Genomic DNA, 14,504 nt, shown 5'->3' with positions numbered 1-14,504 from the left:
TCGGCAAGAGGTACCATCCACCTCATGCGGGCAGCGGGTGAGGCGACCAGGGAACGAATACTCGCCGCCGCGAAGGCCGAGTTCGCCGAATTCGGTATCGCCGGAGCCAGGATCAACCGCATCGCGGCCGCCGCCAACGCCAGCAAAGACCGGCTCTACGCCTACTTCCCCGGCAAGAACGAGCTCTACGCGGCCGTCACCGAACGCTGGACCAGCCACACCGCCGTCGAAACCGCTCTGAACGCCGACGACCTCCCCGCCTACGTCGGCCGCCTCTTCGACCACTTCGTCGCCAACCCCGACAACGCGCGCCTGCAAGCCTGGTCCGACCTCGAACCGGCGGGCGCCTTCTTCGGCGCCATCCTGCGCGACACGATCGACGCGAAACTCACCGAACTACGCCGTGGACAACGCGAAGGGCTGATCACCGCCGACATCCCGGCCCCGATCCTGCTCCGCATGCTCTCCGACCTGGCCCGCACCAATGCGATGCGAGCCAGGTTCGCCGCCGAGAAGGGCGACAACGACCAGCTGGCGACGCGCCGCGCGGCAACCGTCTGCGCCGCCACCCGCATCGTCGCTCCCTGACGCCGCGCCGTCTTCCGCCGTCGTGCAGGTCGGCGCCGATCTCGTGCTGTTCGTCGCCGCCGTCCTCAGTGCGCGGGCGTCGCGCGGGGACTTTCGGTGCGCGGGACCTGGAGTAGCTGCCGGGCGATGAGGTCGGTGAGATGTTCGCGCGTGGTGTCGAATTCCCCGCGCATCCACGCCGCCACCAGCTCGAGGGTGCCACTGACCACGACGTAGGCCGACATCGCCGAGTCGAGCACGTCGTCCGTGGAATCCGGGAGGAGTTCCCGGGCGACCGCGGCCATCGCCGCGGCGATCGAGTGCTGGGTGGACAGCCGCGCGGCTTGCAGCGCTTCGGTGCTGCCGGCAGTCAGCAGCAGCGCGTGCCTGCGTGGGTCGGCGATCAGGAACCCCAGCGCGGCGTCGGCGGCGGCATGAACCTGACTGTGGATATCGGGAGCCGCCGCGCGGGTGGCCGCGACGACGGTGACGATGCCTTCGGTGGTGAGCTCGTCGACCAGCGCCGACAGCAGGGTGTCGCGGTCGGCGAACTGCTCATAGAAGTAGCGATCGTTGAGACGCGCGCGCGTGCAGACCGCCCGTTTGGTGACCGCGGGTGCGCCACCCTCGGCAAGCAGGTCGAGCGCGGCGTCGAGTAACGCGGCACGACGCCGGGACCGCCGCTCGTCGGCGGCCACCCCCGCGTAGGCGCGCGGTGTCGCCGTGCTGTCGGAAGACTCACCCATGCTCTTGACCATCCCACCATTCTGGTGCACTCTGACACCATACGAGTTTCTGGTGTCACTTGGCACCAGATTGGCGCCAAGGCGTCGATCGGGCTCGCATGTACTCGACGCTGGAACAAAGGAGTTCCCGATGACCTGTCCCGTGCCACACATCACCGAATCGACCGCACCCGAACACCTGTCCGGTGCCGTCGCACGATTCGAGCGAGTGGGCGGATCGGTGCTGTTCGGCCTGTTCGCGGTAGGCCTGTTCGATCAGCCGATGCTGCCGCCGGTCTCGGCCGCATTGGAAGCCACCGGACGTTCACGGAATCAGCCGTGGGCACGAGCGGTCCGCACCGCCGCCGCCGACCAGCTCATCTACCACGGCGAAGACCCCGAACGCGCCGCCGAAGCCCAGCGGCTCATGGTGCTGCACCGAGACGTCAAAGGCATCGGCCCGGACGGCGAACGGTACTCCGCGCTCAACCCGCAGGCATGGAACTGGATCCTGTACTCGGCGTTCTTCGTGCAGCGCGGCGCCTACATCGCCCTCACCGGCACCGAACCCACCCCCGCCGAGAACCAGGCGATCTGGGACCGCTACCGGCACAAGACCGACGGCCTGCACCTGCCCGGCAAGTCCCGGCCGATCGAGGACTACACCGAACTGGTCGCCCACTACGAGCGCATGGCCGCCGACGAACTCCGCGCAACCCCCGCACTCGCCGCCGCCACCGACTCGGTCCGGCAGGCGCCGCTACCGGACTTCCTCCCCGCCCTGGCAGGCCCGCTGTGGCGGCTGGGATCCCCGATACTCAGCCATGTCGTGATGGTGCTCGGCTGCGGCATCATGCATCCCGACGTACGCGCCCGCATGCCCATCACCTGGACCCGCCGCCACGACCGGGAATTCGCGGCGATCACCGCCGTGCTGCGCGTCGCCTTCGACCGGCTGCCCGCCTCGGTCACCGATTCCCCGATGGCACGCAACCGGCGCAAGTACCGCAAGCTGGTGACGCAGTATCGCGAGGTCGGACTGACCTCGTTCGCGCCGGACCCCGCCGTCAGGTCGTGAGTGACAGGGCCGAATCAGGCCCTGTTGACAGCATCTGACCACCACCGGATCATCTTCTTGGACATTTGTCCGAGACTCGATGCCCGAGGCGGTACCCATGCTCGATTCCCCCGTCACCTCGGTCGAACAGGCCGACGTCGTCGTAGTCGGCGCACGCTGCGCCGGCTCGGCGACGGCAGTGACGCTGGCGCGAGCAGGACATCGGGTCGTCGTCCTCGACGCCGCTCCCCTGCCGTCGGACACGCTGTCCACGCATCTGCTGTGGCCCGGCGGGCTCGCCGAATTACGGCGACTCGGTGTACTCGCCGAGGTCGAGGAACTCGGCGCGCCCCGGCTGACCAAGGCCTACGCCGAAGGCGCCGGGTACGACATCGAATCGCCGTTTCCCGCTGTCGACGGGATCGACTACGCGATGTGCGTGCGGCGCACCGGCCTCGACGGCGTCCTCGTACGCGCCGCGATCGAGGCAGGCGCCGACGTCCGCCCGCGCTGCCGGGTCACCTCCGTCGTCTGGGCGCAGAACCGGTGTGCCGGGGTGCGATACACCGATCCGTCCGGTGCCGTCGTCGAGATCAGAGCAGCGCTGGTCGTCGGCGCGGACGGCCGCCACAGCACCATCGCCCGATCGGTGGGCGCCGACCAGCCGTTCCTCACCACGCCCAGCGGACGCGATTGCTACTACGCGTACTGGCGTGACACCACCGGCGAGCCACGCCACACCGCCGCCCAGTGGCGCCACGGCGCCGACCTCGGCACCGCGTTCCCCTGCGACGACGGCCTCGTCCTGAGCCTCGTGCAACCACCCGCGGCACCGGGCCGATCCGGTCCGGGGGAAGCCGAACGGCGCTATAGCGAAGCGGTCGAACGGATTCCCGCACTGGCCGCCCGGCTCCACGGATGCGAACGCGTCGGCCGGGTCCGCGCGGCCACGGGCATCGCCTCCTACTTCCGGCGATCCGCGGGCCCCGGCTGGGCGCTGCCCGGCGACGCCGGACACTTCAAAGATCCCGTCACCGCCCAGGGCATCCGCGACGCCCTGCACTACGGACGACTCCTCGCCCACGCCGTCACCGTGGACATCGACGACCCGCACGCACTGGACAGATCACTGCTGGAATGGGAACGACGCCGCATCATCGAATGCCGCGACATCTTCCACTGGACCAACCGGCTCGCTCGCGGAGAAGCCATGCGCCCCTTGGAAATCGCGTTGTATCGCAGCGCCGCCACCGACCCGGAACTGGCCCGCATCACCACCGGCATCTTCTCCCGCACCCGCAGACCCGCCGAACTGCACACCCCGTCGCGCGCCGCACGGCTGGTCCTCGGCGCGGTGCGCCACCAGCGCGCGGACACCCGTGCCCTACTCCACGACCTCGCTCTGGAGGTCCGCACGGGCGCCCGCAACTGGTTCACGAACCGAACTGCCTTGCGCGGCACTATGCCGCCCTCGCCGCCCCGCACACGCGTCCGGCGGCCTACCCCGCCTGTGACCGAAGGTCGAGCAACCCGAGGCCGGTGAGGTCACTGACATACTTCTCGATCAACTCCGGACCCAGGTGCGGAATATCGTGATCGGCCCCGATCCGCGCCGCCCGCACCGCCGCCCGGAAACCGTCGGCAGGCAACGCCGAACCCGGTAGCGGCCTGCCGGGACGGCGATGCGCGTGCAGCAGCGGAAGCAAGGTGTGTTTGCGCTGCTCCTCGGGCAGGGCCCGCAAGGCGGTCTCGAAGCGGGCGAACCATTCGTCGTAGTCGGCGATCCGGTCCACCTGATGTCCCGACTCGATCAGCCAGTCGACGAACACATCGAGCGAGATGCCGTCGTCGTGCGGGTTGACGACATCGTAGGTGCGATACCCCTCGGTCGCCGCCGCACCGAGCCCGGTGACCGCGGCCGCGACGAAGTCGGCGGGCAGCCCGTCGTAGTGCGCGCGCTGCCGCTGACCACGGGAATCGGTGACATAGAACGACATCGGCGCGACACCCGTCACCAGCACGCTCAGCAGCAAGCGGGTGAACACGTCGGGCACATTGAGCTGACCCGGACAGGTGCTGTGCGCGAGAATCATGTCCGAACGGAACACCGCCACCGGCAGCCCGAAACGGTCCGAAGCCTCCCGCAGCAGAACCTCACCCGCCCACTTGCTGTTGCCGTAACCATTGGCATAGCTCCGGTCGAGGCGGCGCACAGGACTCATCATCCGCACGTCACCGTCCTCGGCGAAGGACTCCCCCTGCGCCGCGACCGCCACCGTCGACAGATAACCCACCGGCTTGCGCGTCGACGTCAACGCGAGCCGGATGACCTCGGCGGTGCCGACCACATTCGGGCCGAACAGCTGCGCATAGGGCAGCACATGATTCACCAATGCCGCCGAGTGCACGATCAGCTCGACATCCTCGGCCAAGCGCTGCCAATTCGACGGGTCGAGACCGAAATTCGGTTCCCCGATATCGCCGGGCAGCACCTCCAGCGCGTCTGCGGCGAGCGCACGGAACCGCTCGCGCAGATCGCTACCGGTGTCGAAGGCCGCGTCGAGTCGCGCACGGGCGGCAGCGGCATCCCCGCCCCTGACCACACAGATCACCCGGCCGCCGACCGGTGCCAGCCGTTCCAGCCAGGTCAGCAGCAGAAACCGGCCGAGATAACCGTTCGCGCCGGTGATCAGCACCGTGTTCGCCGGAGCCGTCGCCGCCGGAATACCTGGCGCCGCAGCCAATGTCTTGGCTTCGATGAACTGTGCCAAGGTCAGGTCGATGGCACGGATCGTGGACGCGTTCGCGCCGTGCACCGCGTCGCTATCGACTCTGCGCGTGCCCGGTTCGCGTTCACGGCGGATGTACTCGGCGATCCGGGTCAGGTCGCTGTCGGGTCCGAGCAGAACATTCACCGGAACGTCGACATCCAGGAGTTCCCGCAGCAATGTCGAATACGACAGGGCCGCCAGCGAATCCCCACCCAGATCACCGAACCGCGCATCCGGGCGCAGATCCGAAGCCGCGCAGCCGAGCACCGCCCGCGCGGCGCGAGCGACGGTGTCGAACAGCGGAAGGCCCGCGACGTCGCGGCGCAGGCTCGCCAGCTCCGCCTCCTGATCCCGCACCACCTCGTCGTACAGCGCCTCCAGACGCTCGCCGTAGTGCTGCTTCAGCTTGGGCCGCAACAACTTCCCGACACCGGACAGCAGCCCGTTGGCGATCGAGAACGGTTCGGGCTCGATCAGGAAGTCACGCGGGATCTCATACGGCTCCAACTCCGCGACGGCGGCGGCGCGCTGCAAAGAAGCGCCAACCGCCGCCCGCAACCCGTCGGCCGGTCCGGCCAGCGCCGCTTCGGTCGGCACGACAACGGCCAGCAGATACGCCCGCTCACTGCTGCCGTACACATAAATCTGGCGCACCGCCTCGGCACCGGCGAAGATCGCCTCCAGCCGCGACACCGTCACGAACTCACCCTGCGACAGCTTCAGCACATTGTTGCGGCGATCCACATAGGCCAGCCGGTCGGGTGCCAGCTCGGCGACCACATCCCCCGTCCGGCAGAAACCGTCCTCGTCGAACACCTCGGCGGTGACCTCGGGACGCCGGTAATAGCCCGCGATCATGGTCGTCGTCTTCAACAACAGCTCACCACGCGGATACGGCTTGTCGGTACGGAAATAGCCCAGCTCCGGCACATCGACGAGCTTGTAGTCCAGCACCGGTGGCCGCATCACCTTGGTATCGAAGATGACGCCCCCACCGGTCTCGGTCGACCCGTACCCGTCGTGCAGCCGCAACCGCAACACCGACTCCACGAAACCGCGCAGATCCGGCGCGATCGGCGCGCTCCCGCACAGCACGGTCAGCAGACGGCCACCCAGCAACTGTTCGCGCAGTTCGGCTCTCACCTCGTCACCGAGCGCGTCCAGGTCGATTCCCGGCCGCGAGCGCCGATCGACCTCGCGCCGGTAGCGCTGCAGGATCATGTCGCACACCCGCGGTACCAGGAAGATCTCCGTCGGCCGCACCAGTTCGATGTCCTCGAACAGCGTCGACATATCCGGTGCCGCGGCGAAATACGCGGTCCCACCGCGGGCAAGCACACCGTTCAGAGTCAGCCGGGCCGCGATATGACTCATGGGCAGGAAATTCAGATTGATGACGGCATTCGGCCGGGCATGCTGCCACCCCGCCGCGACGAGGCGATGGGTGTACATCGCGCCCTTGGGTGTACCGGTGCTGCCGGAGGTGTAGATCAGCATCGCCAGCGGATCCTCCCCCACCGCAGGTACAGACAGCGGTACGGGATCGACTGTCCGGCCTCGGCCGACCGTCTCGTCGATGGTGTGGAGCGCGACCGTGGAGCCTGCCGCAGTCAGCCGGGCACGAGCCACGGCGAATGCTTCGCGATGATCATCGTCGTCGGCGTGATGATCGAACACCAGCAGCGTGCGTGGTGACGCACCGGCGAGAACGGCATCGACCGCGAGCGCCAGATGCGCGGTGTCCACCGCGAACAGCCGCGGCTCCGTCTCGTCCAGGATCGAACGCAGTTGCGTCAGACCCGCACCCGCCTGCAACGGAACCGCCACCGCGCCCACGTGGATCGTCGCCAGATCGAGCACGGTGTAGTCCGCGCCGGTGAAACCGAGGGTCGCGACGAAATCGTCCGCCGCGACACCGTCGGCGTGCCAGGCAGCAGCGAGAGCGCGAGCCCGCTCCCACACCTCGCGATAGGTCAGCAGTTCGAACTCCGGCAGCAGGCGCCGCGTCGCGCGTCCACCTTCCGACACCAGTTCGGTGCGCCGGACTCCCAGCGCGGGCCGGTCCGCGTACGCGGTCATCACCGTCGAAACGATCTCGGCCAGCGGGAGACCGGGAGTGGTGACAGCCGCGTAGACGTCCTCGTCGGGTGCCGCCGCGCGGATCTGCGCGTCTTCGGCGTAGAGCGTCTTGATGCGGTGCGCCAGCTGGCCCGCGTCGAGATCGACGGTCATGCCTCGGTCTTCCGATCGGCGGCACCCGGCAGCGAGATCCGAACACCGTGCCACGCTTCGCGTTTCGCGGCATCAGGATCGATCAGCACGCGGGACGGATGGTCGATGATGCAGGTCGCCCGGCGTTCGGCCGTGTAGGGCGTCCAGGTCGGCAGCGGCTGGCCGGTGCGGGCGAAACTCAGCCAGTTGTCCTGAACCAGATCCTGCACGGACCGGAACGCGCGCCGCCCACCCACCGACGTCATCGCCCGGCCGACCGGAGTATCGACCCACCCGAACACCGGAACCAGGTCGAGGGCGTGGGTCGCGCCGAAACCAGCCAGCCGCACCGCGCGCGGCGCGAAGTCGAAGCGGTAGGCGTAGGTCGGCGCGAACCGGCTGTGGCCTTCCAGCACGGCCAGCGTCGGACGCCAGAACATGAAATCACCACCGATCCGCACCGCGGTCCTGGCCGCGGGATAGCCGGGGTAACTCCTGAGCACACGCTGCTCGGCACCGGGATCGCAGCGACCGAACGTCGTCGTCAGCTGCTCGGGAGTATGCGGGACCGACTTCGCGAACCGCTGGAACAGCGTCGCCTCGTCCCGGTTGGTGCCGATGATCAGCGGCACCGGGTGCGCACGGCCCGCGGTGATCGCATCGATCGGCGCCTCGGGCAGGAAGTCGCCGTCGACCACCGGGGAGTACGCGAAGCTGCCCGGCAGCTCACGCAGGGACCGGCCCAGCGCCCGGTCGGCCGCCCGGCACAACTCGCTCGCCTTGGCCGTAGTCAGGGCGGTCGCGGCGTCGGCGGGATCGGCGCCGAGCCGTTGCAGGCAACTGCGGGCGAAGCGGCGAGCCTCCTCCGGTTGTGCCGTCCAATCCGCCGGTGCGCTCTGGGCGATCGCACGGTGGAACAAGCCACGCGCCGCCGGCGTCGCCAGCAGCGTGATCACCGCGTGCGCGCCCGCCGATTCACCGAAGATCGTCACATTGCCGGGATCACCGCCGAACGCCGCGATATTGCGCTGCACCCACTCGAGCGCCGCGACCTGATCGCGCAGGCCGAGATTCGACTCGAACGGCCTATCCGCCGTGGAGAATTCGCTGAAGTCGACATAGCCCATCGCGCCGAGCCGGTAGGTCACCGACACCACCACGACATCACCACGCACAGCCAGCCGCGCACCGGAATACATGCTGGCCGCCCCGATGACATACCCGCCACCGTGAATGAACACCATGACCGGCCGCGGGGTCGGCGACGGTGTCGCGGGGGCGGTCACATTCAGGGTGAGGCAGTCCTCGCCGATGGGCTGCCAGGTGCGCGGACCGGTGCGGGCGCCGTTGGGATGCTGCGTCGCGGCGAAACCGAACTCCGTCGCCGAGCGCACCCCCGTCCACGGTTGCGCCGGCTGCGGGGCGCGGAACCTCAGTTCGCCGACGGGCGGGGCCGCATAGGGCAGGGCACGCCAGCTGACGACTCGACGGCCCGCACGACCGCGCACGACTCCGTCGGCGGTCACGATCTCGGTGGACACCATGTACTCACAGTACGTGGTACCAGCGGTACCGCGCAGGCGGTTCGGTCGCCTGACGGTCCGCGCTGACTAGACTGGGCCGATGGCCGGCGCCGACCCGGAAAAGGCCCCGCTCGCAGCAGCGAACGTCCAGAGCATCGCCGAACTCGACTGCCTGGTCTCCACCTGCCGTGCCTGCCCCCGCCTCGTCGCCTGGCGGGAAGAAGCCGCCCGCGTGAAACGCGCCGCCTACCGCGACGAAGAGTATTGGGCCAGACCGGTTCCCGGATTCGGCCCCGACGATGCCGAGATCCTCGTGGTCGGCCTGGCGCCTGCCGCCAACGGCGGTAATCGCACCGGACGGATGTTCACCGGCGACCGCAGCGGCGATGTCCTGTTCGCCGCACTGCACGCCGTCGGCCTGGCGACCGGCGCGCATCCGGTCAGCGTCGACGACGGCATCGAACTCGTGAACACCCGCTTGACCGCGCCCGTGCACTGCGCACCGCCGGAGAACAAACCGACCAGCGAGGAACGGCACCGGTGCGCGCCGTACCTGAGCCGCGAACTCGAACTCCTCCGGCGGACGGCGAAGGTGATCGTCGTGCTCGGCGCCTTCGGGTGGCAGGCGCTGTTCACCGTCCTGAGCGAAGGCGGCTGGAATGCGCCAAGGCCGCGACCGCGTTTCGCCCACGGCGCGCAGGTCACCCTCACCCATCCCGACGGACGCGCGATCACCGTCCTCGGCTGTTATCACGTGAGCCCACACAACACGTTCACCGGACGACTCACCCCAGCCATGCTGGAGAACGTCTTCCTGACCGCGAAGCGGATCGCCGAATCCGAACGCACCGTCGCCTAGGATCGACCAGTGCTGACTGTGTACACGATCGGCCATTCGACGCGGACCACGGAGGAATTCATCGGTCTGCTCCACCGCTACGACGTCACGCAGCTGGTCGACATCAGGACCGTGCCGCGATCTCGGCATAATCCGCAGTTCGGCAGGGAGGAACTACCCGCCACCCTGCGCGCGGCGGGCATCAACTACGTCTACCTCGCCGCACTCGGCGGGCTCCGGCGCGGGCCACGCAGCGACGTCAATGCAGGATGGCGAAACGCGTCGTTCCGCGCCTACGCCGATTACATGCAGTCACCGGAGTTCACCGCGGGCATCGACGAACTCGTCGACCTGGCCGGCGGCGCGCCGACGGCGATCATGTGCGCCGAAGCCGTTCCGTGGCGGTGCCATCGTTCGCTCGTCGGCGATGCGCTGCTGGTCCGTGGTGTGCGCGTGCTCGACATCATGTCGGCCACCCGCGCACCGGAACATCAGCTGACGAACTTCGCTCATGTCGAGGGAACGACCATCACCTACCCCTCCCCGACGGACCCCCTGCCGTCCTGAGCTTGTTTGTGTCGGTTGTTTTGGTTGTTGGCGGCCAGGCTATTGAGGGATTTTTCATTAGTAGATGCGCATATCCACGTATCAACATGTTTTTTCCCATTCATTTGCCACGATCACCCCGAGTGCTTCAACACCAGCGAGTCGCTCCACGGTGCGCGCCTCCCCAACCCACGACCGCCGCACACCACACCCTCTCCCCCGGTGCTGGCTGCCCGGCGCCACTCCCCCGCTCCCCAGAGATCCTGGAATGCGCAAGCAGACTTATGAAGTAGCTGCGGCCGGTGCGGGTCAGCAGTCAGTGCAATGACGTGTCCCGCATGAATCCGGCGGCCTGAGTTGTTTCGTCGGCAACCCGGACACCGTAGTGATAAGCCAGTTTTCCGCCGAGATAGCCGGAGATCCCCAGAACAGCCAAGCTCACCGCCGACAACGCCAGCTGACCGGCAGGGACCGGCCCGTCCGGCTCCGACCCTCGCCACCAGAAACCGACCGCGAAAGCGATCGTCACCACCAGGTTCAAACCCATATGGACCAAGCCCGTACGGAACGCGGGCGTGCCGGTAGGAATCGCCAGCAGGTCCAGCAATCCGACGGCGGCGGCGACCAGCGCACCGAGCACACCGATGGCGATCAACCACCGTGCGCCCTGAGCCAGGAACGCGGGATCATCCACGATGCGCGAACCCACGTCGAAGATCAGACTCGCCACCCACGCCCCGATCGGGACGGTGACCAGGATCGGATGGAACGGGTGCCCATACGGGCCGGCCAGGACCGCATTGACAGGCCGCTTGGCCTGTCCTGAATCAGTGTTCACGACAACCTCCGTTGCGCTCTGTGATCACATCATCGGCATGCCGGGAATCATGTTCAACAGCCCCATGAACATGTTCATCATCTGCATGCACATCTCGGGCATCATCATCAGGATCACCTCCTAACACCCAAATCCAGCCCACCTTCGCCCTACCCCGAATCAGCGCGTTCATGCACCGCGCATCGCCTCGATGGGGCGGTCGAGAAAGGTGTGGATCTCGGCGAGGAGTTCGAGAGTCGTCACGTCGTCGGTCCGATCGAAGGCAGCGCCGACGGCACCGAGCGCAGGTCCGCCGTTGAGCCAATGGACAAGCTCGTCATGCGTCGACGATGTCCTGTCCCAGTAGGCGTTCGCGGGAAGGATGACACCCTTCCGCGTGCGCAGGTGATGTCTCACGAACTCGTGCAATCGCCAGATCGCCACAGGATCGCCGAGCCTTCCCCACTCCCCCAGCCGTGGGACGATCGTGGTTTCTGCGATTCCGAGCGCGCACAGGACACCGTCGAGCTGACCGCGCGCCGGCTCATGGGTTAGCACGTCGATCCACAACGCATCCATCACGGCCGCCAGTGCGTCGGCCTGTGGCCACGACCGCCAGTCGGCGTGGGCAAGCTTGCCGTACACGACTTCGATATCCGGCATTTCGGGGTCGTTGGCATGCAGGAGTTGCAGTATTCGCCCTGCCAGGTACCGGAAGTCGGCGACAGAGCCCACCGTGGACATCGCCCGCAACGTGTAGGCGCCGAGGTCTGCTCCCGTCATCAGGTGACGGGGCCTGGTCAAGAGTGCCGCGTGGTTGTCGGCGCTGCGGCAGCACGGACACGCCTCGATTCTCGTCGGCGCAGCTACCGGCGCGAATGCGGACTCGAGCGCCGCCAGCGAGGCAGCGAGCCGCGGTGTCATTCGGACAATCCCCCACGCACCGCGGCTACGTTACAGGCCAGTCCCTGGCTGGGCTGTTACCGCTCGCGGGCCTTTACCCGGCGGTGTTCGCCGTAGACCAGCAGGGCGCCGCCGATCAGGCAGATGGCGCACAGGGCGCCGGTGATGAAGGCCCAGCCCTCGAATCCGTAGCCTGCGCCGGTCAGGGTCACTCCCAGGAGGACGATGCCGAGGGCGACGAGGATCAGGCCCGGCCAGTTGCGGGTGTCTTCGATCGATTCGCCGGCGTGGGGTCGTGCGGTTCGCGCGTCGTCGGGGAAATGATCGTTCGGGGGTTCCTGAGTGTTCATGGGAATCCTTTCGGGCACCGAAGATCTGCCTTCACTCGGTCATTCAGCAACCGGCACATACCCGGGCGGCCGCCGTCTAATCACCGCCCCTGTTCGGTGGCTGCGGTTTCGCCGGCGCCGACCTGGGCATATCGGCACCAGGAGACATGCCGATCCGTAGACGGCCGACACGGTGGCTCCCGAACAGCTGGAGGTGGCCATGGGTATCGAAGTGGGCGACCACATAGTCGCCCGGCTCCAGGAGTGGGGAGTCGAGCAGGTATTCGGCTATCCCGGTGACGGGATCGGTGGCTTGGTCGCCGCCTTCGGCCGGGCAGGCAGCCCGGCGTTCGTGCAGACCAGGCACGAGGAGATGGCGGCCTTCGCCGCGACCGGCTTCGCCAAGTTCAGCGGCCGGATCGGCGTCTGCGCCGCCACGTCGGGACCGGGTGCGATCCACCTGCTCAACGGCCTCTACGACGCCAAACTCGATCACGCACCGGTGCTGGCGCTGGTCGGCCAGACCGCACGCGGCGCCCGCGGGGTCGGCTTCCAGCAGGAGATCGATCTGCAGAGCCTGTTCAAGGATGTCGCCTCCGAATACCTCGTGGAAATCGACGTACCGGATCAGCTGCCCGCCGCGCTCGACCGCGCGATCCGCGTAGCCACCACGCGGTCCGCACCGGCGGTGGTGATCGTGCCCGCCGACGTGCAGCAGGAACAGTTCCGCCCGCCGGAAGTCGGCTTCGGACATGTCGGTTCGAGCCCGCCCGGCGACCTGCACCAGGCTCGCGCCCTGCCACCGAGGGAGGACATCGCCGCGGCCGCTCAACTACTGAACCACTGCACCCGGCCCGCGATACTGATCGGCCAGGGCGCACACGGCGCGGCCGACGAGGTGCTCGCTGTCGCCGAGCGACTCGGCGCGGGCGTGGCGAAAGCCTTGCTGGGCAAGGACGTCCTGCCCGACGACATCCCCTTCGTCACCGGCTCGATCGGCCTGCTCGGTACCCGGCCCAGCTACGAGATGATGCGCGACTGCGACGCTCTGCTCATCGTCGGCTCGAATTTCCCGTACACCCAGTTCCTACCCGAACCGGGAACAGCCAAGGCCGTACAGATCGACGCCGACGGAACCCGCATCGGCATGCGCTATCCCACCGACGTGAACCTGATCGGCGACGCCGCCTCGACCCTGTCCGCGCTGACCGAACAGCTCTCCACCGATCGCGACCCGAGCTGGCGCGACCAGATCGAGAAGAACGTGGCGAGCTGGTGGGAGACCGTAGAACGCCAGGCCATGCTCGATGCCGACCCCGTCAATCCGATGCGCGTGGTGTGGGAGCTGTCGAGCCGGCTGCCCGAGGGCGCGATCGTCACCGCGGACTCCGGATCTTCGACCACCTGGTACGCCCGCTGTCTGCGGCTGCGGCACGGAATGCGCGGATCACTGTCGGGCACACTGGCGTCGATGGGAGCGGCGGTGCCCTATGCGATCGGCGCGAAATTCGCCCATCCCGATCGCCCGGTGATCGCGCTGGCCGGCGACGGCGCGATGCAGATGAACGGACTGACCGAACTACTAACCATCCGCCGCTACCGCGACCGCTGGCCCGACCAACGGCTTGTCGTCTGCGTCTTCCACAACAACGACCTCAACCAGGTCACCTGGGAACTGCGCGCCATGTCGGGGGCACCGAAATTTACTGATTCACAGGAGCTTCCGGATGTGTCGTACGCGGAGGTCGCCAGCGCGGAGGGGCTGACCGCGATCGCGGTGGGCCGTCCGGAGGAGGTCGGACCGGCCTGGGACCGGGCGCTCAGCGCACACGAACCTGTCCTGCTGGACGTGCGCTGCGACCCCGAAGTGCCACCGATCCCGCCACACGCCACCCTCGAACAGATCGAGCACACCGCGGCGGCCGTCCTGCGCGGCGACCCCAACGCCTGGCACCTGCTGGTCCAGGGCGCGAAAACCAAAGCGCGGGAACTGTTCCACTGACCGCCCACCATCCGAAGGAGACCGATGTCGATGACCCAACCCCCGCTCCCCAACCCACCGGAACCCATTCCGCCGACACCACCGGAGCCCACCCAGCCTCCCCCACCCCGCCCCGACCCCGTTCCACCCGCACCGGTCCCACCCGGGCCTGCCCCTGACCCTGCCCCGCCCGGCCCGAGCCCCGACCCCATTCCCCCGATCCCCACTTTGGCTCC

At 68.0% G+C, this 14,504-nt stretch carries 13 protein-coding genes; 7 read left to right on the top strand and 6 right to left on the bottom strand.

Features of this window, described 5'->3' with window-relative positions; genetic code table 11:
* Positions 1-24 precede the first annotated feature (24 nt).
* The gene (locus tag ACWF82_RS07850) at positions 25-588 is read left to right on the top strand and encodes a TetR family transcriptional regulator (RefSeq protein ID WP_452499087.1); all 564 of its coding nucleotides are present in this window, start codon (positions 25-27) and stop codon (positions 586-588) included.
* A 65-nt stretch (positions 589-653) separates the two neighbouring features.
* On the opposite strand, the gene ACWF82_RS07845 is transcribed toward ACWF82_RS07850, so the two are convergent.
* The gene (locus tag ACWF82_RS07845) at positions 654-1,313 is read right to left on the bottom strand and encodes a TetR family transcriptional regulator (protein WP_452499085.1); all 660 of its coding nucleotides are present in this window, start codon (positions 1,311-1,313) and stop codon (positions 654-656) included.
* 130 nt (positions 1,314-1,443) lie between these two features.
* On the opposite strand from ACWF82_RS07845, the gene ACWF82_RS07840 reads away from it, so the two are divergent.
* On the top strand, positions 1,444-2,370 hold the full coding sequence (locus ACWF82_RS07840) for an oxygenase MpaB family protein (protein WP_452499083.1): 927 nt from the start codon (positions 1,444-1,446) through the stop codon (positions 2,368-2,370).
* 97 nt (positions 2,371-2,467) lie between these two features.
* The gene (locus ACWF82_RS07835; protein WP_452499081.1) at positions 2,468-3,892 is read left to right on the top strand and encodes an NAD(P)/FAD-dependent oxidoreductase; all 1,425 of its coding nucleotides are present in this window, start codon (positions 2,468-2,470) and stop codon (positions 3,890-3,892) included.
* Here ACWF82_RS07835 and car read toward each other — a convergent pair.
* Both car and ACWF82_RS07825 read right to left on the bottom strand, forming a co-directional pair.
* Positions 3,849-7,352 (bottom strand): carboxylic acid reductase, encoded by a 3,504-nt coding sequence (car, locus tag ACWF82_RS07830; protein ID WP_452499079.1) that lies wholly within the window; start codon positions 7,350-7,352, stop codon positions 3,849-3,851. The genes ACWF82_RS07835 and car overlap by 44 nt on opposite strands.
* The gene (locus ACWF82_RS07825; RefSeq protein WP_452499077.1) at positions 7,349-8,875 is read right to left on the bottom strand and encodes a carboxylesterase/lipase family protein; all 1,527 of its coding nucleotides are present in this window, start codon (positions 8,873-8,875) and stop codon (positions 7,349-7,351) included. Before ACWF82_RS07825 ends, car begins: the two co-directional genes overlap by 4 nt.
* Positions 8,876-8,954: 79 nt before the next feature.
* On the opposite strand from ACWF82_RS07825, the gene ACWF82_RS07820 reads away from it, so the two are divergent.
* The gene (locus tag ACWF82_RS07820; protein ID WP_452499075.1) at positions 8,955-9,713 is read left to right on the top strand and encodes a uracil-DNA glycosylase; all 759 of its coding nucleotides are present in this window, start codon (positions 8,955-8,957) and stop codon (positions 9,711-9,713) included.
* Positions 9,714-9,722: 9 nt separating this feature from the next.
* Positions 9,723-10,259, top strand: a complete 537-nt coding sequence (locus ACWF82_RS07815) for a DUF488 domain-containing protein (protein ID WP_452499073.1) — start codon at positions 9,723-9,725, stop codon at positions 10,257-10,259.
* Between the two features lie 295 nt (positions 10,260-10,554).
* On the opposite strand, the gene ACWF82_RS07810 is transcribed toward ACWF82_RS07815, so the two are convergent.
* Entirely contained in the window at positions 10,555-11,076 is a 522-nt protein-coding gene (locus ACWF82_RS07810) for a DUF2231 domain-containing protein (protein WP_452499071.1), read from the bottom strand.
* On the opposite strand from ACWF82_RS07810, the gene ACWF82_RS07805 reads away from it, so the two are divergent.
* Positions 11,069-11,200: a hypothetical protein gene (locus tag ACWF82_RS07805; RefSeq protein ID WP_452499069.1), complete on the top strand. Its 132-nt coding sequence runs from the start codon at positions 11,069-11,071 to the stop codon at positions 11,198-11,200. The two genes, ACWF82_RS07810 and ACWF82_RS07805, sit on opposite strands and share 8 nt — an antisense overlap.
* A gap of 44 nt (positions 11,201-11,244) precedes the next feature.
* Here ACWF82_RS07805 and ACWF82_RS07800 read toward each other — a convergent pair whose 3' ends face one another.
* Both ACWF82_RS07800 and ACWF82_RS07795 read right to left on the bottom strand, forming a co-directional pair.
* The gene (locus ACWF82_RS07800) at positions 11,245-11,979 is read right to left on the bottom strand and encodes a hypothetical protein (protein ID WP_452499067.1); all 735 of its coding nucleotides are present in this window, start codon (positions 11,977-11,979) and stop codon (positions 11,245-11,247) included.
* A 56-nt stretch (positions 11,980-12,035) separates the two neighbouring features.
* Complete coding sequence (locus ACWF82_RS07795; RefSeq protein ID WP_452499065.1) at positions 12,036-12,308, bottom strand: hypothetical protein; 273 nt, start codon at positions 12,306-12,308, stop codon at positions 12,036-12,038.
* A gap of 199 nt (positions 12,309-12,507) precedes the next feature.
* On the opposite strand from ACWF82_RS07795, the gene ACWF82_RS07790 reads away from it, so the two are divergent.
* Entirely contained in the window at positions 12,508-14,289 is a 1,782-nt protein-coding gene (locus ACWF82_RS07790) for a thiamine pyrophosphate-requiring protein (RefSeq protein WP_452499063.1), read from the top strand.
* Positions 14,290-14,504: the final 215 nt, after the last annotated feature.

The sequence above is a fragment of the Nocardia sp. NPDC055053 genome (assembly GCF_053608285.1).
The sequence above is the reverse complement of the archived record's forward strand: the minus strand, read 5'-3'. Positions and strand labels throughout refer to the sequence as shown.

Excerpts from the sequence above, each read along its gene's own strand:
- ACWF82_RS07850 (WP_452499087.1), top strand. The coding sequence starts at position 25 with ATGCGGGCAGCGGGTGAGGCGACCAGGGAACGAATACTCGCCGCCGCG.
- ACWF82_RS07845 (WP_452499085.1), bottom strand. The coding sequence starts at position 1,313 with ATGGGTGAGTCTTCCGACAGCACGGCGACACCGCGCGCCTACGCGGGG.
- ACWF82_RS07840 (WP_452499083.1), top strand. The coding sequence starts at position 1,444 with ATGACCTGTCCCGTGCCACACATCACCGAATCGACCGCACCCGAACAC.
- ACWF82_RS07835 (WP_452499081.1), top strand. The coding sequence starts at position 2,468 with ATGCTCGATTCCCCCGTCACCTCGGTCGAACAGGCCGACGTCGTCGTA.
- car (WP_452499079.1), bottom strand. The coding sequence starts at position 7,352 with ATGACCGTCGATCTCGACGCGGGCCAGCTGGCGCACCGCATCAAGACG.
- ACWF82_RS07825 (WP_452499077.1), bottom strand. The coding sequence starts at position 8,875 with ATGGTGTCCACCGAGATCGTGACCGCCGACGGAGTCGTGCGCGGTCGT.
- ACWF82_RS07820 (WP_452499075.1), top strand. The coding sequence starts at position 8,955 with ATGGCCGGCGCCGACCCGGAAAAGGCCCCGCTCGCAGCAGCGAACGTC.
- ACWF82_RS07800 (WP_452499067.1), bottom strand. The coding sequence starts at position 11,979 with ATGACACCGCGGCTCGCTGCCTCGCTGGCGGCGCTCGAGTCCGCATTC.
- ACWF82_RS07795 (WP_452499065.1), bottom strand. The coding sequence starts at position 12,308 with ATGAACACTCAGGAACCCCCGAACGATCATTTCCCCGACGACGCGCGA.
- ACWF82_RS07790 (WP_452499063.1), top strand. The coding sequence starts at position 12,508 with ATGGGTATCGAAGTGGGCGACCACATAGTCGCCCGGCTCCAGGAGTGG.